The organism is Kribbella sp. NPDC002412, assembly GCF_053592935.1.
Window position 1 is genome coordinate 35,385 of sequence record NZ_JBSFBL010000024.1, and the last position, 19,883, is coordinate 55,267.

18 protein-coding genes are annotated in these 19,883 nt (G+C 68.8%); 10 read left to right on the forward strand and 8 right to left on the reverse strand.

Features of this window, described 5'->3' with window-relative positions; all coding sequences use genetic code 11:
• Positions 1 to 80 precede the first annotated feature (80 nt).
• The 4 genes from ACWCOV_RS20425 to ACWCOV_RS20440 all read right to left on the reverse strand — a co-directional run bounded on the left by ACWCOV_RS20425 (position 81) and on the right by ACWCOV_RS20440 (position 3,709).
• Entirely contained in the window at positions 81 to 836 is a 756-nt protein-coding gene (locus ACWCOV_RS20425) for a pentapeptide repeat-containing protein (protein WP_449830852.1), read from the reverse strand.
• Between the two features lie 105 nt (positions 837 to 941).
• A complete protein-coding gene (locus tag ACWCOV_RS20430; protein WP_449830853.1) occupies positions 942 to 1,493 on the reverse strand; it encodes an Lrp/AsnC family transcriptional regulator in 552 nt (183 codons plus the stop codon).
• Entirely contained in the window at positions 1,480 to 2,964 is a 1,485-nt protein-coding gene (locus ACWCOV_RS20435; protein ID WP_449830854.1) for an aldehyde dehydrogenase family protein, read from the reverse strand. Before ACWCOV_RS20435 ends, ACWCOV_RS20430 begins: the two co-directional genes overlap by 14 nt.
• The gene (locus ACWCOV_RS20440) at positions 2,954 to 3,709 is read right to left on the reverse strand and encodes an SDR family NAD(P)-dependent oxidoreductase (protein ID WP_449830855.1); all 756 of its coding nucleotides are present in this window, start codon (positions 3,707 to 3,709) and stop codon (positions 2,954 to 2,956) included. Before ACWCOV_RS20440 ends, ACWCOV_RS20435 begins: the two co-directional genes overlap by 11 nt.
• A gap of 101 nt (positions 3,710 to 3,810) precedes the next feature.
• On the opposite strand from ACWCOV_RS20440, the gene ACWCOV_RS20445 reads away from it, so the two are divergent.
• Positions 3,811 to 4,788 (forward strand): NAD-dependent epimerase/dehydratase family protein, encoded by a 978-nt coding sequence (locus ACWCOV_RS20445; protein WP_449830856.1) that lies wholly within the window; start codon positions 3,811 to 3,813, stop codon positions 4,786 to 4,788.
• On the opposite strand, the gene ACWCOV_RS20450 is transcribed toward ACWCOV_RS20445, so the two are convergent.
• Positions 4,776 to 5,747 carry an aldo/keto reductase gene (locus tag ACWCOV_RS20450; protein WP_449830857.1) on the reverse strand — a complete coding sequence of 324 codons (972 nt, stop codon included), beginning with the start codon at positions 5,745 to 5,747 and terminating at the stop codon, positions 4,776 to 4,778. The two genes, ACWCOV_RS20445 and ACWCOV_RS20450, sit on opposite strands and share 13 nt — an antisense overlap.
• Before the next feature lie 126 nt (positions 5,748 to 5,873).
• Here ACWCOV_RS20450 and ACWCOV_RS20455 point away from each other — a divergent pair, with 126 nt between their 5' ends.
• From ACWCOV_RS20455 to ACWCOV_RS20465, 3 genes are read left to right on the forward strand one after another with little or no spacing between them, the layout of a single operon-like run.
• Positions 5,874 to 6,734 (forward strand): fumarylacetoacetate hydrolase family protein, encoded by an 861-nt coding sequence (locus ACWCOV_RS20455; protein ID WP_449830858.1) that lies wholly within the window; start codon positions 5,874 to 5,876, stop codon positions 6,732 to 6,734.
• Positions 6,731 to 7,492, forward strand: coding sequence for an SDR family NAD(P)-dependent oxidoreductase (locus tag ACWCOV_RS20460; RefSeq protein WP_449830859.1), 762 nt, complete (start codon positions 6,731 to 6,733; stop codon positions 7,490 to 7,492). The genes ACWCOV_RS20455 and ACWCOV_RS20460 overlap by 4 nt, the downstream gene beginning before the upstream one ends.
• A 20-nt stretch (positions 7,493 to 7,512) precedes the next feature.
• The gene (locus tag ACWCOV_RS20465) at positions 7,513 to 8,202 is read left to right on the forward strand and encodes a FadR/GntR family transcriptional regulator (RefSeq protein ID WP_449830860.1); all 690 of its coding nucleotides are present in this window, start codon (positions 7,513 to 7,515) and stop codon (positions 8,200 to 8,202) included.
• A 208-nt stretch (positions 8,203 to 8,410) separates the two neighbouring features.
• On the opposite strand, the gene ACWCOV_RS20470 is transcribed toward ACWCOV_RS20465, so the two are convergent.
• Positions 8,411 to 9,292, reverse strand: coding sequence for a tachylectin-related carbohydrate-binding protein (locus ACWCOV_RS20470; RefSeq protein WP_449830861.1), 882 nt, complete (start codon positions 9,290 to 9,292; stop codon positions 8,411 to 8,413).
• Positions 9,293 to 9,309: 17 nt separating this feature from the next.
• Positions 9,310 to 9,843 carry an RDD family protein gene (locus ACWCOV_RS20475; protein WP_449830862.1) on the reverse strand — a complete coding sequence of 178 codons (534 nt, stop codon included), beginning with the start codon at positions 9,841 to 9,843 and terminating at the stop codon, positions 9,310 to 9,312.
• A gap of 135 nt (positions 9,844 to 9,978) precedes the next feature.
• Between ACWCOV_RS20475 and ACWCOV_RS20480 the strand changes: the two genes are divergently transcribed.
• Entirely contained in the window at positions 9,979 to 13,206 is a 3,228-nt protein-coding gene (locus tag ACWCOV_RS20480; protein WP_449830863.1) for a BTAD domain-containing putative transcriptional regulator, read from the forward strand.
• On the opposite strand, the gene ACWCOV_RS20485 is transcribed toward ACWCOV_RS20480, so the two are convergent.
• Positions 13,191 to 14,981, reverse strand: a complete 1,791-nt coding sequence (locus ACWCOV_RS20485; protein ID WP_449830864.1) for a sigma-54-dependent Fis family transcriptional regulator — start codon at positions 14,979 to 14,981, stop codon at positions 13,191 to 13,193. The genes ACWCOV_RS20480 and ACWCOV_RS20485 overlap by 16 nt on opposite strands.
• Before the next feature lie 126 nt (positions 14,982 to 15,107).
• Here ACWCOV_RS20485 and ACWCOV_RS20490 point away from each other — a divergent pair, with 126 nt between their 5' ends.
• From ACWCOV_RS20490 to mimD, 5 genes are all read left to right on the forward strand, one after another.
• A complete protein-coding gene (locus ACWCOV_RS20490) occupies positions 15,108 to 15,353 on the forward strand; it encodes a hypothetical protein (protein WP_449830865.1) in 246 nt (81 codons plus the stop codon).
• Positions 15,354 to 15,532: 179 nt separating this feature from the next.
• Complete coding sequence (locus ACWCOV_RS20495; protein ID WP_449830866.1) at positions 15,533 to 17,182, forward strand: hypothetical protein; 1,650 nt, start codon at positions 15,533 to 15,535, stop codon at positions 17,180 to 17,182.
• A gap of 78 nt (positions 17,183 to 17,260) precedes the next feature.
• Positions 17,261 to 18,331 carry an FAD-binding oxidoreductase gene (locus ACWCOV_RS20500; protein WP_449830867.1) on the forward strand — a complete coding sequence of 357 codons (1,071 nt, stop codon included), beginning with the start codon at positions 17,261 to 17,263 and terminating at the stop codon, positions 18,329 to 18,331.
• A complete protein-coding gene (locus tag ACWCOV_RS20505; protein WP_449830868.1) occupies positions 18,328 to 19,509 on the forward strand; it encodes a hypothetical protein in 1,182 nt (393 codons plus the stop codon). The genes ACWCOV_RS20500 and ACWCOV_RS20505 overlap by 4 nt, the downstream gene beginning before the upstream one ends.
• Positions 19,506 to 19,880: a propane 2-monooxygenase effector subunit MimD gene (gene mimD, locus ACWCOV_RS20510; RefSeq protein WP_393158646.1), complete on the forward strand. Its 375-nt coding sequence runs from the start codon at positions 19,506 to 19,508 to the stop codon at positions 19,878 to 19,880. The genes ACWCOV_RS20505 and mimD overlap by 4 nt, the downstream gene beginning before the upstream one ends.
• The last annotated feature ends 3 nt before the right edge of the window (positions 19,881 to 19,883 follow it).

The following is a 19,883-nucleotide window of genomic DNA, read 5'->3' on the forward strand; positions in this document are numbered from 1 at the left end:
TGGTGTGACGAGACTTCATGGTCCCCCTTAGGACACCTATTCGATGCGCCGAACGGCGTCAAAGTTGCCGAGGACGCAGGTCAGGCGCGCGGCTGGGACCAGTGCGACGGGCGGGTCAGCCGGGGCGGGAGCGTCGTACGGGCGTCACCGCGGGCTGCGTTGATCTGCATCTGGGTCAGGAAGAGGCTCCGCGCGAGGTCGGCGCCGCGCAGATCGGTGTCCCGAAGATCGGCGCCGATGAGGTCGGCGCGGGTGAGATCGGCCTGACGCAGGTCGGCGGCGATCAGGTACGCGCTTCGCAGGTCCACGCCGCGCAGATCGGCACCGCGCAGGTCGGCGCCGATGAGGTCCGCGCCGCGGCGGTTCATCGGTGTGCTCGAGACGCCGGCACGGACGAGTTCGCTGGTCCGTAGCAAGAGGTCGTTGATCCGTGAGCGGTGGGCGGAGACGTCGAGCTCGGTCAGCGACTCGGGGCTGCCGAGGGTCAGGCGTTCGGTGTCGTCGAGCGCATGCTTGAGCTCGTTGTGGAGGGGAGGTGCCAGCTCCAGCGCCTCGGTCAGGTACCACAGCAGCTCGTGCAGCAGCCGCATCACCGAGAACACCTCGAACATCTGCGCGCCCGAGTCCGCTGCCTGCCGCCAGTCGCGACCGTCGAAGGTGACTTGCGTGACCTTCTGGCCGGCGCCGAAGCAGTCGTACACGGCGCAGCCGGGGAAGCCGCCGTCCCGCAGCCGCGCGTGGATGCCGCAGCGGTTGTCGTGCTTCAGGTTCGGGCACGGCTGCCCGGCCGGCTTGTCGATCGCGAAGTCCGCAGACGCGGTCAGCGTCAACGCCACGCAGCACAGCCCCACACACTGCGCGCAGTCAGCACGCAGATCCGAGCGTCGTACAGAGTGCTGGGTTTTGGACATCTCCCTGTCGAGGCTAGTGCGTGCGGGCGGTCAGTCGGTGGTTGCCTGCTCGATCTTGGCGAGGAGGGCGGTGCCGAAGTCTTTGGGTGGCATGTCGGCGACCGACAGGAGGGTCGCTGTTCGTTGGATGCCTGGGATTCGCCAGATCTGGTCCATCAGGATTGTTCTCAGTTCGGCGTAGTCGCGGACTCGCATCCGGATCAGCAGATCGAGGTCGCCGGTGACCAGGGTGACGTCCTCGACTTCGGCCAGTTCCCAGAGGGCGGCCATGATCGTGGCGACGTCGTACCCCGGGCCTGCTTCGATGGACAGGAACACGACCTGCCCGTAGCCGACCACCGACCAGTCGACCTGGGCGCTGTAGCCGGTGATCACGCCGTTGCGCTCCAGTCGCGCCATCCGCTCGCCGACGGTGGGGGCGGAGACTCCGAGCATGGTGGCGATCTGGCGCTGCGAGGTACGGCAGTCGGCCACCAGGATCTTCAGCAGGGCCAGGTCGATCGCGTCGAGCACGTAGGGCTCGCGCGTCGTCGCGGCGACGTCGCGGACGTGCGCCAACGAGGAATGGTTATCGGCGAGCATGGGATTCTCCCCTGGTGACGTGCGTTTCGGAGACGAGGCGAAGCTGGGTGAAGGCGAGTATGCCTTCCATTCCGCCCTCGTAGCCGTAACCGGAGTCGCCGAGACCGCCCAGCGGTACGTCGGGCAGCGACGGAGCCAACTGGTTGACCCCGATGTTCGACGCGTTCAGCCGCCGGACGACCTCGTCGCGCACGGCCATGTTGTTCGTGAACAGGTACGCCGCGAACGAGTACGGCGCCGCGTTGGCTGCATCAACCGCCTCGTCCACCGTGCTGAACGAAGAGACGGTCGCGATCGGACCGAACGGTTCCTCCGAGAGGATCATGGCCTTGGAGTCCAGCGGGAGTCCGGCGACGATCGTCGGCTCGAAGTAGAACCCGTCACGGCCCGACTGGCTGCCGCCGGTGGTGACATCGGCCCCATGATCGGCGGCGTCGCGGGCGAGGCGAACCAAGGCGTCCACGCGGCCCTGATGGGCGACCGCGCCGAGCGTGACGCCCTCCTCGGTGCCGTGCCCGAGCACGTAGGACTTCGCCTTGTCCGTGAGCTTGTCGACGAACTCCCGGTAGTGCGACTCGTGAACGAAGTACCTCGAGGGCGCAACACACGACTGACCGGCCGAACCGAACTTGGCGGCCGCGGTCGTGGCGATCACGTGATCCACGTCGGCATCGTCCATCACCAGCACGGGAGCATGCCCGCCCAACTCCAGCACGGTGCGGATCAGATTCGGCGCCGCCTGTGCGGCCAACGCCTTCCCGACGGCCGTCGACCCGGTGAACGACAACGCCTTGATCGACGAGGACGAGGTCAACTGCTCCGACACCGCCTGCGGGTCACCGAAGACCAGATTCACCACACCGGCCGGAAGCCCTGCGTCGACCAGCACCTCGACGACGAGTCGCGCCGTGGCCGGTGCGAACTCCGACGCCTTGAACACCACCGTGCAGCCGGCCGCGAGAGCGGCGCCGAGCTTGCGGGTGGCCAGGACCGCCGGGAAGTTCCAGGCCGTGATCACCGCGACCGGGCCGAGCGCAGTCGGGATCGACGTACGGCGCGAACCGGCAGCAACGCCCGGGAACATCGTGGCCTGGACCCGGCCGGCCTGCTCACCGTTCCAGCGCAGCGTCTCCACGGCTCGGCCGATCTCGCCGCGGGCGTCCGCCTCGGTCTTGCCGGTCTCCAGCAGGATCGTCGCCGTGGCCTCCTCGGCACGATCGGCGAGCAGACCTGCCGCTCGCCGGAGGATGTCGCCTCGACCGGCGGCCGGCGTGGCGGACCACGCTGCGAAGGCAGCCTCAGCAGCCGCGATCGCCGCTGCAACCTGCTCGGCGCCGGCCAACGACACCGCGCCGATGGTCCGGCCATTGCCTGGGTCAACATTGTCGAGGTGGCCGGCCTTGCCCGCGGTCCAGGATCCGTTCACGAACAGCTCCGCGCTCATCCGCGCGAGGCTGGTGTCAACGGACATACGACGCTCCGTTCACGTCGATCGTGGTGCCCGTCGCGTGCTTCGCCAGCCCACTCGCCAAGAACGCGATGATGTTGGCGACGTCCTGCGGCTGCGCGACCTCCCCCAGTCCGGTCTGCTCCGCGGCGACCTCGACGCCGACCGTGTCGCGGAAGTGCTCGTTCAGGTCGGTGTCCACATATCCAGGAGCGATGGCGAAGGCGGTCACACCGTGACGGCCGTACTGGCGTGCGATCGTGCGTGTCATCGCAACCACCCCGGCCTTGGCTGCCGCGTAGTGCCAGTACTCCGGGTCCTCGCCGCGAAACGCCGCACGCGACGCGAGGTTGATGATGATGCCGCCGCGGTCCAGTCCGGCGTACGCCGTCACCGCCTCGCGGCACAGAACCGCGGGCGCCTTGAGATGCAGGTCGAGCGAGAAGTCCCAGACCTTCAGCCACTCCTCGAGCGGGGCGTCCAGCGGAGCGGGCGGATAGGCGCCGGCGTTGTTGACCAGGACGTCCACGTGCCCCTTGACGGCCCAAGCGTCGTACCAGAGCTTCTGGACCGCTCGCAGGTCGGTGAGATCGGCGACCAGGGCGGTAGCACTGTCACCGAGCTCCTTGGCGACAGCGTCGAGCGCGGGCCCTCCGAGGTCGTGGATCAGCGCATGCCCGCCCTGGGCCACGACAGTACGAGCGGTCGCCGAGCCGATGCCACCGCCGGCGCCGGTGATCAGGACAACACGTCCCTCGAGACTGCTCACATCGCACCTCCATTTGTAAGGTCAGGATCGCTCAAGTGTTATCATTCTCCAAGTTCTGACCGCCACAGACCTTACACACAGACTCACCAGGAGCTGCCCGAATGCGCGTTCTCTTTCTCGGTGGGACCGGAATCATCAGCTCGGCCTGCTCCTGGCGAGCCGTCGAGCTCGGACTCGATCTGACGGTCGCCAACCGGGGTCAGACCTCGATCCGCCCGCTGCCGCCGGAGGCGAAGCAGATCACCGCCGATGTCGACGACCCGGCATCGTTGGCCGCTCTCGCCGGGCAGGACTTCGACGTCGTGGTCGACTGGGTGGCGTTCACACCTGATCACGTGCGCGCCCGCACCGACGCGCTGCGCGGGCACGTCGGCCAGTACGTGTTCATCAGCTCCGCGTCGGCGTACCAAACGCCACCGAATCGGCTGCCGATCACCGAGTCGACGCCGTTGCGCAACCCGTTCTGGCAGTACTCACGCAACAAGATCGCCTGCGAAGACCTGCTGACCGGGCTGTACCGCGACGAGGGTTACCCCGTCACGATCGTGCGGCCCTCGCACACCTACGACCGCACTCTGGTGCCGTTCGACGGCGGCTGGACGATCGTGGAGCGGATGCGCCGCGGCCAGCCCGTCGTGGTGCACGGCGACGGGACGTCGTTGTGGACCCTGACCCACCACCGCGACTTCGCCCGCGGACTGGTCCCCCTGCTCGGCCACCCACGCACACTCGGCGAGGCCTTCCAGATCACCTCGGACGACGTCCTCACCTGGGACCAGATCGCGCACGCGCTGGCCACCGCGGCCGGCACCACGGCACAGATCGTTCACGTCCCCTCGGACGCCATCGCCGCCGTACACCAGGGCTGGGGCGACGGCCTCCTCGGCGACAAGACCCACTCTGCAGTCTTCGACAACACCAAACTCCGCCAGGTGGTCCCCGACTACGTCGCCACCATCCCCTTCGAAACCGGCGCCCGGGAAATCATCAGCTGGTACGACGAAGATCCCAGCCGCCGCCGCGTCGACCCCGCCATCGACGAGGCCATGAACACCCTCATCGCCCGCTACACCTTCTGACCGCGTCGCCGACTCACCAGCTTCTGCGCGCTGAGGTCCCGCCAGAGCTCCGCAGGGATGGGAGTTTCGAAGCGGGTAACGTTCTGGCGTGCTTGGGCGGGAGTGGCGGCGCCGGCGACGACTGCGATGACGCCGGGATCCAGTAGGGGGTACTGCAGTGCGGCGGCCGGGAGTTCGACGCCGTGCCGCGCGCAAACCGCGTCGATCTCGACGGCGCGGGCAAGGACGTCCTCGGGGACGTTGCCGTAGTCGTACTTGGCGTCCCGGGTGGGCTTGCCCGCGAGGAGGCCGCTGTTGAAGACGGCGGCCGCGACGATGCCGGTGTCGTGGCGGTCGCACTCGTCCAGCAGCTCCGGTACGGCGCTCTGGTCGAGCAACGTGTACCGGTTCGCAACCATCAGCACGTCGGCCAGCCCCGTCCGCACGGATGCGATCAAGGCGTCGATGCCCAGCGATCCAGTGCCGACAGCCGTCACGACTCCCTCATCGCGCAAGGCCGCAAGGGCGGACAACGCGGTCTCTGTGGCACCGGGGATGCCGGACAGCTCGGGGTCGTGCACGTAGAGAATGTCGACCCGGTCCAGGCCCATCCGGGTGAGCGATTCCTCCATGCTCGCGCGGACGCCGGAAGGCGAGTAGTCGAGGTGACGGCGCAGCCGACCCGGTACGGCGAATCCCGTGGCGTCCAACGACGATCCGTCCCAGTCGGGATTCTCCCGGAGTAGCCGGCCGACCTTGGTGGACACGACGTACTCGTCGCGGGGCTTGGTCGCCAGGAAGCGGCCCAAACGCTGCTCGGAGAGTCCCAGCCCGTAGTGCGGCGCCGTGTCGAAGTGCCGGACGCCGGCATCCCAGGCTGCCTCGAGGATCGCCGCGGCCTCGTCGTCGGAGAACCGGCGGAACAGGTTGCCGAGCGGCGCGCAGCCGAGACCGAAGCGAGGCAAGTCACTCAGCTGCATCGACTGCTCCAAGGGTCTGAGGGATGGACACGAGGCTAGACATCACATGTTTGGCCTGTCAATCTGGCCTGAGCCGCCCGAAATGGCCATCAAAGCGTCGAAAGATACTATCTCTGGAGGTAGTCGATGAAGTTCGCCCGCCTGGGACCCGTTGGCACGGAAGTGCCCGTCGTCGTGGCCGACGACGGCGTACGGAGTCTCGCCGCGCTGACCAACGACCTCGACGCCGGGTTCTGGGAGTCGGACGGTCCGGCCCGCGTGGCAGCGGCGCTCGCGGCTGGTGAGCTGCCGCTCGTCGAGGACGCCGACAGCCTGCGGATCGGCGCTCCGCTCTCGCAGCCGGGCGCGATCGTCTGCATCGGAATGAACTACGCCGCGCACGCCGCCGAGTCCGGCGCCGAGCCGCCGTCGACCCCGGTCATCTTCTTCAAGGCGCCGAACACGCTCGCCGGACCGAACGACGCGGTGACGATCCCGCGCGGCAGCACGAAGACCGACTGGGAGGTCGAGCTCGGCGTGGTCATCGGCAGGCGGGCGTCGTACCTCGACTCCCCCGCCGACAGCCTGGACCACGTGGCCGGGTTCGTGGTCGCCAACGACCTGTCCGAGCGAGCGTTCCAGCTCGAGGTCTCCGGCGGCCAGTGGAGCAAGGGCAAGATCGCCGCGGGCTTCAGCCCCGTCGGCCCGTGGCTCGTCACGCCTGACGAGGTGGAACACCAGAAGCTCGGCCTGCGCAGCTTCGTCAACGGTGAGCCGCGCCAGGACTCGAACACGGCCGACCAGATCTTCGACGTCGCCGCGGTCATCCACCACCTGAGCCAGTACATGGTGCTCGACCCCGGCGACCTGATCATGACCGGGACGCCGGAGGGAGTCGCGCTGTCCGGCCGGTTCCCGTACCTGCGGCCCGGTGACGTGGTCGAGGTGGAGATCGACGGACTGGGTCGCCAGCGTCAGGAGTACGTCGCTTACGAGGCCGGCCGATGAACGCCGTACCGGAGTTCGACGGCCTGGTGGCGATCGTCACCGGCGGTGGGTCGGGTATCGGCGCGGCGGTCGTCCAAGAGCTCACCGCCCGCGGTGCGCAGGTTGCCGCGATCGATCTCGATCCCTCGAACGTTCCCGCGGACGTGCTCGGACTCAAGGCCGACGTGACCGACGACGAGAGCATGCGTACGGCGGTTCAGCAGGCCGTCGACGCCTACGGCCGGATCGACGTGGTCGTCAACAACGCGGGCATCGGTGCCCAGGGCACGGTCGAAGACAACCCGGACGCTCAGTGGCACCAGGTCTTCGACGTCAACGTGATGGGCGCGGTCCGGGTCAGCCGGGCCGCTCTCCCCTACCTGCGGCAGTCACCGGCCGCCGCGATCGTGAACGTCGCATCGGTCGCCGCGACCACCGGCATCCCGCAGCGGGCGCTGTACTCGACCACGAAGGGCGCGGTGCAGTCCCTGACCATGGCGATGGCTGCCGACCATCTCCGCGAAGGCATCCGGGTGAACTGCGTCAACCCTGGCACCGCCGACACCCCGTGGGTCCAGCGCCTGCTCGACGCTGCTGCGGACCCGCAGGCCGAGCGGGCCGCCCTCGACGCCCGGCAACCGCACGGCCGGCTCGTCACCGCCGAGGAAGTGGCGCTCGCTGTCGTCTACCTGGCCGGGCCATCGTCCGGTTCGACCGCGGGTACGGCGCTCGCCGTCGACGGCGGGATGGCTACGCTGCGGCTGCGCCCGCGCAGCTGAGAACCTGGCAGAGGAGTCGTATGGCCCTGACCGACGTCGCGATCGAGAAGATCAAGGCGATGATCCTCGACGGCAGGCTCAAGCCCGGCGACCGGCTGCCGCGCGAGGCTGACCTCGCCGAGCAGCTCGGCATCTCGCGCAGCCCGCTGCGGGAGGCGGTGAGCGTGCTGTCGATGTTGCGCATCCTCGACGTCCGCCGCGGCGACGGGACCTACGTGACCAGCCTGTCGCCCGACCTGCTGCTGGAGACGATCGGGTTCATCATCGACTTCCACCAGGACTCGAGCATCCTCGACCTGTTCGAACTGCGCCGTGCCCTCGAGCCGATGGCGGCGGAGAAGGCGGCGCTCCTGATGAGCGACGACGACGTGGCCCAACTGCTCGCGCTGACCGAGGCTGTCGACGCGGACAGCCCGGTCGGCGACGTGGTGGCGAACGATCTGGAGTTCCACCACCGCATCGCCGCGGCCGCGGGCAACCCGGTGCTGTGCTCGTTCGTCGACAGCGTCGCCGGCCGGACCCAGCAGGCCCGGATCTGGCGCGGCGTCACCCAGGAGGACTCCTTCGAGCAGACGCTGCGCGAGCACCGCGCGATCGCTCTCGCGATCGGCGACCGGCAGCCCAGCGTCGCTGCCGCCCTCTCGCTCTCGCACGTCGCCGGCATCGAGAACTGGATCCGCCGCAACCTGGTGTGGAGCGACGGCTCCTGACGTCGTTCCACACCAGGTCAGGCTCTGATGAACTGCGGGGTGCGCTCCGGCCCTCGGCGGCGTCCTGGGTGGCGAAGCAGACTGTCTGGAGGTCTCGCTCGTAGCCGAGCGCCTGGTCGAGCGGCAGGTTGTACGCGGCCGCCAGGTCCAGGGCGCGAGGGAGCAACTCCTCCGGCTCCAGCACCTCGGTGACCAGACCCCAGTCGAGCTACTGGCCGTAGGCCTTCGCGGTCCAGCCGAGGGAGCCGAGGGAGCCACCCTTGATGTCGGTGCCGACACCGTCCGTCTTCTTGGCGTCGAAGTGCACGGAGGCCCGGCCGGTGGCGGTGATTCCGAGCAGCGGCCTGCCGTTGGGATGTGCGGTGCAGTAACCGGTGCTGAGGCTGGTGAAGGATCCCCAGCCGCTCGACCGCAGCACCTTCGAGCTGATCGTCGTCGGGGTGGCCCGATTGATCCGCCACTCCTTCAGCTCGCCGTTGGCCTTCGTTCCGATCAGCACGTCGACGGCCGCCGCACCGGTTCCACCGCTGCGCTCGTAGACCAGCGTGTTGACCGCGTCCCAGCCTTTGCCGGCCAGCTTCACCGGCGTCGACAGCGTCAGCACACCGTCCACGTAGCTCTCCGTGGACCGGTACAGCGAGGTGCCGGCCACGTGATAGAGGTACGGCGACGCCGAGACGAGAATGCGAGCCCCGGCGTACCCGACCCCGATGTGGCTGGCGGTCATCTCCATGATTCGCCAGGATCCGTCGATCAAGTGCCCCTCGCGGGTCACCTTGAACAGACGGTCCGAGCCCGCGCGGGCGGCGTACTCGGTGGTGCGGAAGACAGTGTCGTCACCGGAGGCGCCGAGCTGCTGGTACGCCGTCGGCACCCAGCCGAGAGTGTCGTTGGCGTACTGCCGGGTGCTGGTCGTCCCGCCCGAGTACACGTAGGTGAGACGTTGCCCGTCGGAGCGGTACGCCGCTGTGGACACACTGCAGTCCGCCGGCACGTCGCCGACCGCCGCGGTCGTGGGCCGAGCCGCGACGACGATCCCGGCCGCAGCGACGGCCAGCGCCGCTGCGCCGGCCACCATGGATTTGCGCATCAGAAGAGATCCTCCAGCTAGTTCGAGTTGGGAAGTGCACGGAGCGATGCCTGGAGCCGGCGAGTGGCGTCGACGTCCAGGCTGCCCCTGACGAAGGACCCGGGCGGTGATCCTCCGCCGCCGCCGAGCGAGCCGATCAGCACGCCGACGAGCAGGAGCGGGAGCAGCAAGATCCGGACCACCATCGCCCACGGCGCCCGGAAGCCCAGCCGGCCACCGTCCGCCAGCCGGACGACCTGGGTGCCGGCCAGGACACCTCCCAGAGCCCGGCCGTTGCCGAAGAACAATCCGTACACCAGCGGTACCCCCACCACGAGCCCGAGCATGGAGAGCGTCAACGCTCCGTTGCCGAGGTCGGCCTGGAGATCCACCACCGCGAGGGCGACGACGCCGATTCCCATGCCCAGGACAACCATCAGGAAGTCCACCAGCCAGGCAAGAGCCCGCGCCCACTCTCCCGCGCGCACGTACCGGTCCCCGTTTCCGAACGGCTCGACTCGCTTGGCGACCTGCTCCCCCAGCACGCTCACCGGATCCACATGGCGATTCACGACGGCGACCGTACAGATCCAGCGGCCGACCACCCCGCACCCGGCAGGCTGCCGCAGCCTGAAATCCGCCGCGAGCAGGAGTACGGGCCGAGTACGGGCAGACCGATGCCGACGACAACAACTAGGATGCTGTCCGTGTCCGGGAGGCCGCAGGACCCACGTGGTGCCTGGCATGCCCGGAAGCCCGCCGAGCGCTTCGGTGAGTTGCTGCGGGCGCTCCGCCAGGACGGCGGGATGACACAACGGCAGCTCGCTGAGCAGGCCCGCCTCAGTGCGGGGGCGATCCGCGACCTGGAACAGGGCCGGACCCGGAGGCCGAAGCAAGAGTCGATCGAGGCGATCGCTACCGCCCTCGCGCTCAATCGGCGTGATGCCGTGAGACTCCACGCCGCGGCCAAGGCGAGCCGATCCGTCGCCGTTGCGGCCTCAGACGTAGCAGGGCCGGTGCGCATCGCTGTCCTCGGGCCTCTCGAGGTCCGGATCGGGGATGTCCCGGTCATCGTCAACTCGGGTCCACAACGCACCTTGCTGGCACGGCTCGCTCTCGCGGCAGGTACGACGGTCAGTCAGGACGAACTCATCGATCTGCTCTGGCCGCGCGCCGTACCAGAAAACGCCGCGAATCTTCTGCACACCCGGATCGCGAGGTTGCGAGGACTGCTGCAGGGCGACGAGCCGACCCACCCGGTGGTCGTCGGCGGCACTACCGGCTACCGGCTCGCACTCGGCGACGGCGGGCTCGACCTGTTGACCTTCCGCGATCGCACCGCCCGGGCCGCGGTCGCTGAGCCAGACAAGGCACTCACGCTGCTTACGGACGCCGTGGCGCTGTGGCGTGGCGAGACTGATGTGGACTCCATGGCGACCAGCCCGCTCTACACCGCGGTCGCCAACGAATGCACGGCCGCCGCCCGGGCTCTCGCCACCCTGGCGCGTGATCTCGGCGATCCCGAACGGGCGCTGCAGCCACTGCGAAACCTTGCCGCACACCACCAGCTTGATGAGCCGCTGCATGTCGAGCTGCTTCTGACCCTGGCCGCGGCGGACCGGCAGGCCGAGGCACTCGCGGCCTACGACCGGATCCGATCCGCACTCGCCGAACAGCTCGGCATCGACCCGGGCGAGCGGCTCCGCGCCGTCCACCTCGACGTACTCCGGCAGCAGGACGGAACTCCAGCTCAACCCACGCCGCGATCGGTCGTCCAGCAAGCTCCGTCCGCTCCCCCGGACTTCGTCGGCCGCGCGCCCGAGCTCGCGACGATCCGTACGGCGCTCGGCTCTGCTGCCCTGTCCTCCCGGGTGGTCCTGATCAACGGGATCGCGGGGGTCGGCAAAACCGCCTTGGCCCTGACCGCCGCCCACAGCCTCCGTACGGAGTATCCCGACGGGCAGCTGTACGCCGACCTCCGCGGCAGCGACCCGACGACGACACCTGCCCCGATCCAGGTGCTCGGCCGCTTCCTCCGCGCGCTCGGTGTCCCCGGCCGACGGGTCGGAACCGACGAAGCCGAAGCCGCCGCACTGTTCCGCAGCGAGCTCGCCGACCGCCGGATGCTGGTGCTGCTCGACAACGCGCAGGACGCGGCCCAGGTCCGGCCGCTGCTGCCGGGTGCCGGCCGCAGCGACGTGATCGTGACCAGCCGCCGGAGACTGCCGGACCTCGTCGCCGCAGGCGTCGTGAACCTCGAGCCCCTCCCGCAGGGCGACGCGAGCCGGCTGATCACCTCCATCGCAACAACCCATCGGCTCGATGCCGATCCCGAAGGCGTGACCGCGCTCGCGGAAGCGTGCGGCCGGCTCCCGCTCGCACTACGCATCGCCGGGTCCCGGCTCGCCGCCCGGCGCGGGTGGACTGTCGCCGACCTGGCTCGCCGCCTGGACGACGGCAACCGGCGGCTCACCGAGCTCAGCCTCGGCGAGTCCAGCGTGCTCAACAGCTTCCAGCTCAGCTACGCCGACCTGAGCTCCGACGCCCAGCGCGCCTTTCGGCTGTGCAGCCTGCACCCTGGCGACGACTTCAGCGCCGACAGCACCGGCATCCTCCTCGCGATGCCGGCGGCCGCGGCGGAATGCGTCCTGGAAGATCTCCTCGACGCCAACATGCTGCTGCAGCAGACGAGGAACCGCTACCGGTTCCACGACTTGCTCGGCCTCTACTCCCGCCGGCTGCTCGCCGACGACCCCGACGCGGAGGCCGCACGGTCTCGACTGCACACCTGGTACGCCGAAGCGGTGACCGCCGCGATCGACTGGGCCAATCCGCACCTCGTGCGGCTCACCAGCCATCCCGAACCGACCAGCTTCTTCAGCTCGGAGACCGCAGCACTCGAATGGCTCGACGACGAGCTTCCCGCGCTGCTGGCAGTCGTGACCGATCCGGCGCACCGGGGACAGTCCTGGCGGATCGCCGACCAGCTCCGGGGCTACTTCCTGATTCGCAGGGATGCCGACGGCTGGCTACCGGCCGCACAAGCCGGGCTGGCCGCCGCCACCGCGGCTGGTGACCTGCACGCGCAGGCCGCCATGCTGATGAACCGGGGCCAGGCGCTCGGGGCGATCGGACGCGAGGAAGTCGCCCTGTCCGACTGCCTCGCCGGTCACCCACTCGCGGTGGCGGCAGGCTGGACCATCGGCGCCGCCTATCTGGCACACCAGGTCGCGTGGCTTCAGCAAGAACGGGGCAACCTCGTCGGGGCCGAACAGTGGATGCGCCGCGCCCTGGCGCTCACCGATGACGAGCAAAACGGCCACGTCCGCGCCATCGCTCTCAACGGTCTCGGGATGACGCGCCTCTACCAGGGGGAACTGCAGGAGGCGGCTGACCTGTTCAGCGCCGCGCTCCGGATCAGCGAGACCGGCCGCGAGATGTCGGCGCTCACCATCCGTGGCAACCTGGCGAGCGCCCTGCGGCAGTTGGGGGCGGCCGAGCAGGCGGCCGGCCTGCTCAGCGCCGTACTGGATGCTTACCGGCACCGCTCGTACCTCAGGGGCGAACTATCCACCCTGGACGAGTGGGCGAGGCTCCACTCCCAGCGCGGAGACGGCACCGCAGCCCTGCAGGCGGCACTGCGAGCGCACCAGCTCGCGATCGTCGTCCGCGACCGCAAGGCCCAGGCCCAGACCGCATCGACCGTGGCTCAGGCCTACCTCACGCTCGGCGACGTACCGACCGCCATCGAGTGGATCGAAGACTGCCTCACGATCGCCCGCGGCACGTACCCGTACCTCGAGGCCGAGGCACTCATCGCCCTGGCTGCCGCGCGGAACGACCCCACCTCGGCGCAGCAGGCCGCGTCCATCGCCAGGTCCTGCGGATTCCGCCTCCTCGAGGCGCAAGCCACAACGGGTCAGCGGATCCCGTAGTCGTGGATCTTGCGGTAGATGGTGGCTCGCGACATTCCCAGTGAGCGGGCGGCCTCCCGTCTGTTGCCGTTGTTGTCGAGGAGGCTGCGGATGATCGCGTCGCGCTCCAGGGCCTCCAGCTGACTGAGGCTGCGGCGGCTGGTCGTCTGCAGGTCGGCGGGCAGGTCGGCCGGCACGATGACCCCGGTACGGCGCCGGTGCTGGACGACCTGTTTCAGGACCTGCTGCAGCTCCGCGGTGTTGCCCGGCCACGCCGATCGCAGCAACTGGTGCAGCGCGTCCGGCGAACAACTCAGGTCGCCATGGCTCAGTTGGCTCAAGAAGAACGGGACCAGCTGACGAACATCGCCGATATGGTGCCGCAGCGGTGGCACGTCCACGGTGATCGGGAACAAGGTCAGCAACTCGCCCAGATCCGGCTCGTTCGAGCCTCCGGTCGTCAATGTCACCGCGACCCATGGCGGGTCCGACCGGCGCTGCTCGACTCCACTCTGCAACGCGCCTGCCAGTTCGTCGAGTTGGGCCGGGCCGAGCCGTTCGGCGTGCCGAATCACCAACGCGTGGACGTTGTCGTCGGTCAGCTCGGCCTCGAGGTCGTCCGCGAAGTGACCCGACGCGCCGGCGGCATCGGCCAGGTGGAACAGTCCGCCCGGGTTGTTCTGCTGGTGGGCAGCCCGGGCCAGCGCCACCTTCCCTGCTCCCGCCTCGCCGGTGAGCACGATCCAGTGCCCGGCGCGGTAGGCGTTGTCCACGGCCCGGCTGGTCGCCAGCCAGGGCGCGCTCCGGCCCGCGATGCCCGGCAGCTCCGGGCGTGGTGGCGGCCGGTGCGCCCGGACACTCGTCGGACCGCGGCCAGGAGTCTGCTCGGTGAGCTGGATGACAGCGCCTGTCTCCCGTCCACCTTCCGGAACCCGGCGGCAGGTGACGCGCACTTGCCGCCCGCTCGGGAGCTCGACCGCCACGGCATGGGTCACGCCCTGGGCCAGCAGGTCGGCGGCGTGGGCGAGGACAGCACCTTGATCATTGCCGTCGAGGTTCTGCTGTGCGTTGGCGTTCATCAGCAGCAGGTCATCATTGACGGCGAGCACCATGTCACCGGTCCGGCGTCCGGCCAGCAGGTACTCGTGGAGCAGCTCCTGCTCCCGAGCCGAGCTGTCGCTCAGCAGCGCCGCTCGAATCTGGTCCGCGGTGGTCTTGGCCAGCGTGATCAGCAGCGACCCGGCGTCCTTGCGCCAGCAGGTGAGGTCGATGGCGCCGACGACCTTGCCGCTGATCGGGTGCTTGATGGGCACTCCGGCACAGGCGAGGTCCTCCAGGTCCTCCGCGTAGTGCTCGTGGCCGAACACGTGCATCGGTCCACCGCGCTCGAGCGCCGTACCGATGCCGTTGGTGCCGGCGAACTGCTCGGAGTAGCTGAAGCCCGGCGCGAGGTGGACCCGGTCCAGATGCTTGTTCAGCTGGGCGTCAGCGGTGAGCCGGCGCAGCACCAGCCCGTTGCGCTCGGTGAGGATGACGCTGATCGGCTGTCCGGCCAGATGCTCGTAGAGCCGGCTCAGCACCGGGGTCGCGCTGCGCGCCAAGGGCAGTTCGAGGTCGGGGTCCGCGACGTACGGGAGGTCGATCCGGTCGGCCGGGAGGTTCCATCGCTGGGAACGCACCCACGAGGCCAGCACGGGACGGCGTACGTCGCCGAGCGGAAACGGGTCGTACGTCAGGAACCTCAGCCGGGCCTGGGCAAGCCGGCTGTCGCTTGACTCAGGTGCCACTTCGTCCACGAGGCCTCCCGGGCAGATGCCATCGCCATCTAGAGCCTAGTGGCTCGCGGGAATCCGGCTGTCTCATATTGAGACAGTCAGGGCGGCCGCGGGGGCGTCTGATGCGAAGTGCGGAGGTGGTGCCGGATGGACGACGACATCCCGGCCGTCGAGACGTACAACCCGTGGACGGTCGTGAACGCGGTTTTCCACCAGCTCGTCGACGCCGGGCTGCACCCGGTGCTGGGGACGACCGGCGACCCCGGTGAGGCGGCCGCCGCGCTGCTCGTCGCGCTCGGCATCCGGCCGTCCGGCCAAGCCGACTCCCGGCCCCTGCAGGACACGAAAGCCGAGCTCGCGGAGCTCCGGAAGGCCGCGTTCGGCGACCCCTGACGGCGAAGGTCTCAATTTGAGACCTCCCGGCGGGCGCGGCGGCGATGTACTGCAAGAACGAGCAAGACGTGGGTCGCCTCCGAGGGCCCACGCCCGCGGCCTCCCGGCCGCGTCCGGCATCGACGTGCCGGACGCGGCGTGGGGCCGAGCCGGCGGCTACAGCCACGGGAGGGAGAGCCATGAGTCGCCAGAGTGTGGCCAAGGCCCACCAGAAGATCCAGGAGCTGTCCTGGGAGCCCGCGTACCACGAGCCCGTCTCCCAGTACGGAACCGACTACACGTTCCGGAAGGCTCAGAAGAAGGACCCGCTCAAGCAGGTCCTGCGGTCCTACTTCCCGATGCAGGAGGAGAAGGACCACCGCGTGTACGGCGCCTCGGACGGAGCGATCCGGGGCAACATGTTCCGCCAGGTGCAGGAACGCTGGCTGGAATGGCAGAAGCTGTTCCTGAGCATCATCCCGCTGCCGGAGATCTCGGCGGCCCGGGCGATGCCGCTGCTGTTCCGGACCGTGCCGAACCCGGAGTTGCACAACGGCCAGGCGATCCAGATGATCGACGAGGTCCGGCACTCGACGATCCAGCAGAACCTCAAGCGCCTGTACATGAACAACTACATCGACCCGGCGGGCTTCAACTCCAGCCTGCGCAACTTCCAGAACGACTACTGCGGGACCATCGGCCGGCAGTTCGCGGAAGGCTTCATCACCGGTGACGCGATCACGGCGGCGAGCATCTACCTGACCATCGTGGCCGAGACCGCCTTCACCAACACGCTGTTCGTCGCGATGCCCGCCGAGGCGGCCGCGAACGGCGACTACCTGCTGCCGACCGTGTTCCACTCGGTGCAGTCCGACGAGTCGCGGCACATCAGCAACGGGTACGCCACCTTGCTGATGGCGCTCGCCGACGAGGGCAACCACCAACTGCTGGCCCGCGACCTGCGGTACGCGTGGTGGAACAACCACCGGGTCGTCGACGCGGCGATCGGCACGTTCATCGAGTACGGCACCAAGGACCGGCGCAAGGACCGGGAGAGCTACGCCGAGATGTGGCGCCGCTGGATCTACGACGACTACTACCGCAGCTACCTGGTGCCGCTGGAGAAGTACGGGCTGGAGATCCCGCACGACCTGATCGAGGAGGCCTGGAACCAGATCTGGAACAAGGGGTACGTGCACGAGGTGGCGCAGTTCTTCGCCACCGGCTGGCTGGCGAACTACTGGCGGATCGACCCGATGACCGACAAGGACTTCGAGTGGTTCGAGTACAAGTACCCCGGCTGGTACGACAAGTACGGCAAGTGGTGGGAGAACTACAACCGGCTCTCGACGCCGAACGGGCACCACCCGATCGTGTTCGAGGACGTGGACTACGAGTACCCGCACCGCTGCTGGACCTGCATGGTGCCGTGCCTGGTCCGCGAGGACATGGTGATGGCGAAGGTCGACGGCCAGTGGCGGACGTACTGCCACGAGATGTGCCGGTGGACCGACGAGACGGCGTTCCGGCCGACGTACCAGGGCCGGCAGACGCCGAACATGGGTCAGCTGATCGGCCACCGTGAGTGGGAGACGCTGTACCACGGCTGGAACTGGGCCGACGTGGTCAAGGACATGGGCTTCGTCCGCGACGACGGCAAGACGATGGTCGCGCAACCACATCTCGACCTGAACCCGGACAAGATGTGGACCCTCGACCACCTGCGGCGCTGCCCGCCCCTGCAGAGCCCGAACGTGCTGCTGAACGAGATGACCGACGACGAGCGGACGGCGTTCGCGGCCCGCTACGTCCGCGGCGGACCGGCCGGAAGAGCTCCGGTCGACGCCTGACCGGCACCGCCACGCGGGAGGGCAGGGCGAGCCTGCCCTCCCGGTCCCCTGCCCTGTGCACGCAGTTGTGAGGAGCCCATGGGCGACAAGCACGTCGTACGGTTCGAACCCGTCGGCATCGAGATCGAGGTCGACGAGGAGCAGACGATCCTGCGCGCCGCGGCCGAGCAGGGCGTGATGCTCATGCACGGCTGCAAGGAGGGCCAGTGCTCGTCCTGCAAGTCGTTCGTGCTCGACGGCGACGACATCGAGCTGGACCGGTACTCGACGTTCGCGCTGCCCGAGTACGAGCTGGACGAGGGCTACACACTGCTCTGCCGGGCGCATCCGTACGAGGACCTGACCATCGAGCTGCTCAACTACGACGAGGACATGATCCGCTCGGGGCTGCCGATCCAGACGGGTGTCGCCGAGGTGGTCGCCAACAACCCGGTCACGCACGACATGCGGCACCTGGTGCTGCGGCTGCTGGAGCCGGGCGAGCTGAAGTACTTCCCCGGCCAGTACGTCGACATCGCCGTACCGGGGTCCGCGGCCACCCGGTCGTTCTCGATGGCGAACACGTCCAGCCGGGACGGTGGACTGCTCGAGTTCGTGATCAAGATCTATCCGGGCGGCCTGTTCTCGTCGTACCTGGACGAGCGACTGGCCGTCGGTGACCGGCTCGACCTGACGGGTCCGTTCGGGGTCTTCACGCTCCGGGACAACCCCGGCGCGCGGCTGGTCTTCCTGGGCGGCGGCGCCGGGATGGCGCCGGTGCTGGCGCTGCTGCGCTCGATGGCCGAGCGGGCGATCGACCGGCCGACGATCTACTACTACGGTGCGCGCACCCGACGTGACCTGTGCTTCGACGAGGAGCTCAGGGCGCTGTCCACCACGTTGCCGAACTTCCGCTACGTTCCGGCGCTGTCCGAGCCGGCCGACGACGAGTGGGACGGCGAGGTCGGTCTGATCACCGACGTCGTCGCCCGGCACGAAGCCGACCTGGCCGGCGCCGACGCCTACGTGTGCGGCCCGCCGCCGATGGTCGAGGCCGCGCTCCCCCTGCTGGAGCGGCTGGGCGTCGCGCAGAAGCGCATCTTCTACGACAAGTTCACCACCACCGGTGACGCCGGTGACCCGAAGGTGCTGGAGGCAGAGACCAGATGACGACCACACAGGACTCCCCACAGGCACGGAGCGTGCCGCAGCCGGCGTTCACCGACGCCGAGGCCGGCGCCAAGGTGTTCCCGGACTCGACGTTGCGCCGGTTCAACTACTACACGCCGCAGAAGCGCAAGCAGAGCCACTACGAGGATGTCACCGTCGAGGTGCAGCCGGATCCACGGCACTACCTCAGCCAGGGCTGGCTGTACGGGTTCTCCGACGGCCGCGGTGGTTACCCGCTGGACTGGACCGTGCTCAAGGCCTGGGGATCGGACCGGCCGGAGCCGGAACGCGGTCCCGGCACGGGCGGCACGGGCTACGACTGGCCGGCCACCGGCTGGCACGAGTTCCGGGACCCGAACGAAGAATGGGAGATGACGCTGTACCGGTACAACTCCAACGTCGTCCGGCAGGTCACCCAGAACATCGAGGCGGCCAAGCAGTCGAAGGCCTTCGAGCAGTGGAACCGCAACTGGGTCCGGTTCATCGAGCAGCACGTCGGCGCCTGGATGCACGTGGACCACGGCCTGGGTCTCTACCTGTTCGCGAACGCGAACCGGCGGGCGCCGACCAACATGCACAACAACGCGATCTCGGTGAACAGCATGCACCGGATCCGGGCGGCCCAGGACCTGGCGCTCTACAACCTGACCCTGAGCGAGGAGCTCGACGGCTTCGACGGCAGTGCGCACCTCGAGACCTGGAACTCCGACCCGGCCTGGCAGGGCGTGCGTGACCTGGCCGAGCGGCTGACCGCGATCGACGACTGGTGCGAGGCGATCTTCGCCGCCAACGTGGTGTTCGAACCGCTCGTCGGCGAACTGTTCCGCAGCCATCTGGTCCAGCAGGCCTCCCCCGGCAACGGCGACTTCGTGACGCCGACGGTGATCGGAGCGGCGGAGTACGACTACGCCGAGCGCGACCTGCGCTACACCAAGGCGATGTTCGAGCTGCTGACCGCCGACAAGGAGTTCGCCGACCACAACAAGGCGATCCTGCAGGGCTGGCTGTCCGACTGGACGACGCGTGCGATCGCGGCGGCCCGGACGATGCAGCCGCTCTGGTCGCAGCCGGACAGCAAACCGCCACGATTCGAAGACGGGCTGGACCGGGCGAAGAGCCGCTTCAGCGGCATCGTCGTCGGACTAGGCCTCGAGGAGCCGAAGGAGCTGACACAGTGAGCACCACCTTCACGACCGCAGAGAGTCCCTTCAAGTCCGACAGCACCGCGTCCAACCGGTGCGGATTCACCCTGATGAACAACCAGGTCGGGGAGGTCGTCGCCGAGGTGATGGGCCAGCGGGACAACGTCACCCTGACGCCGCTGCCGTCGATGATCAGGGTCGACGCGGTCGGCAAGATGGAGGTCGTCTACGACGAGATCTCCGAGGCCCTGGGCGAGGAGCCCGGGTACTTCGACCAGGCCGAGTTCGAGGAGAACATGTCCACGCACTACGGGCGCATGATCCACACCGACGACCGGACGATCCTGGTCGCCAATCCCGAGGATGCGGCCGAGTACCTGGGGTTCGACCTGTCCGCAACCAAGTAAGGG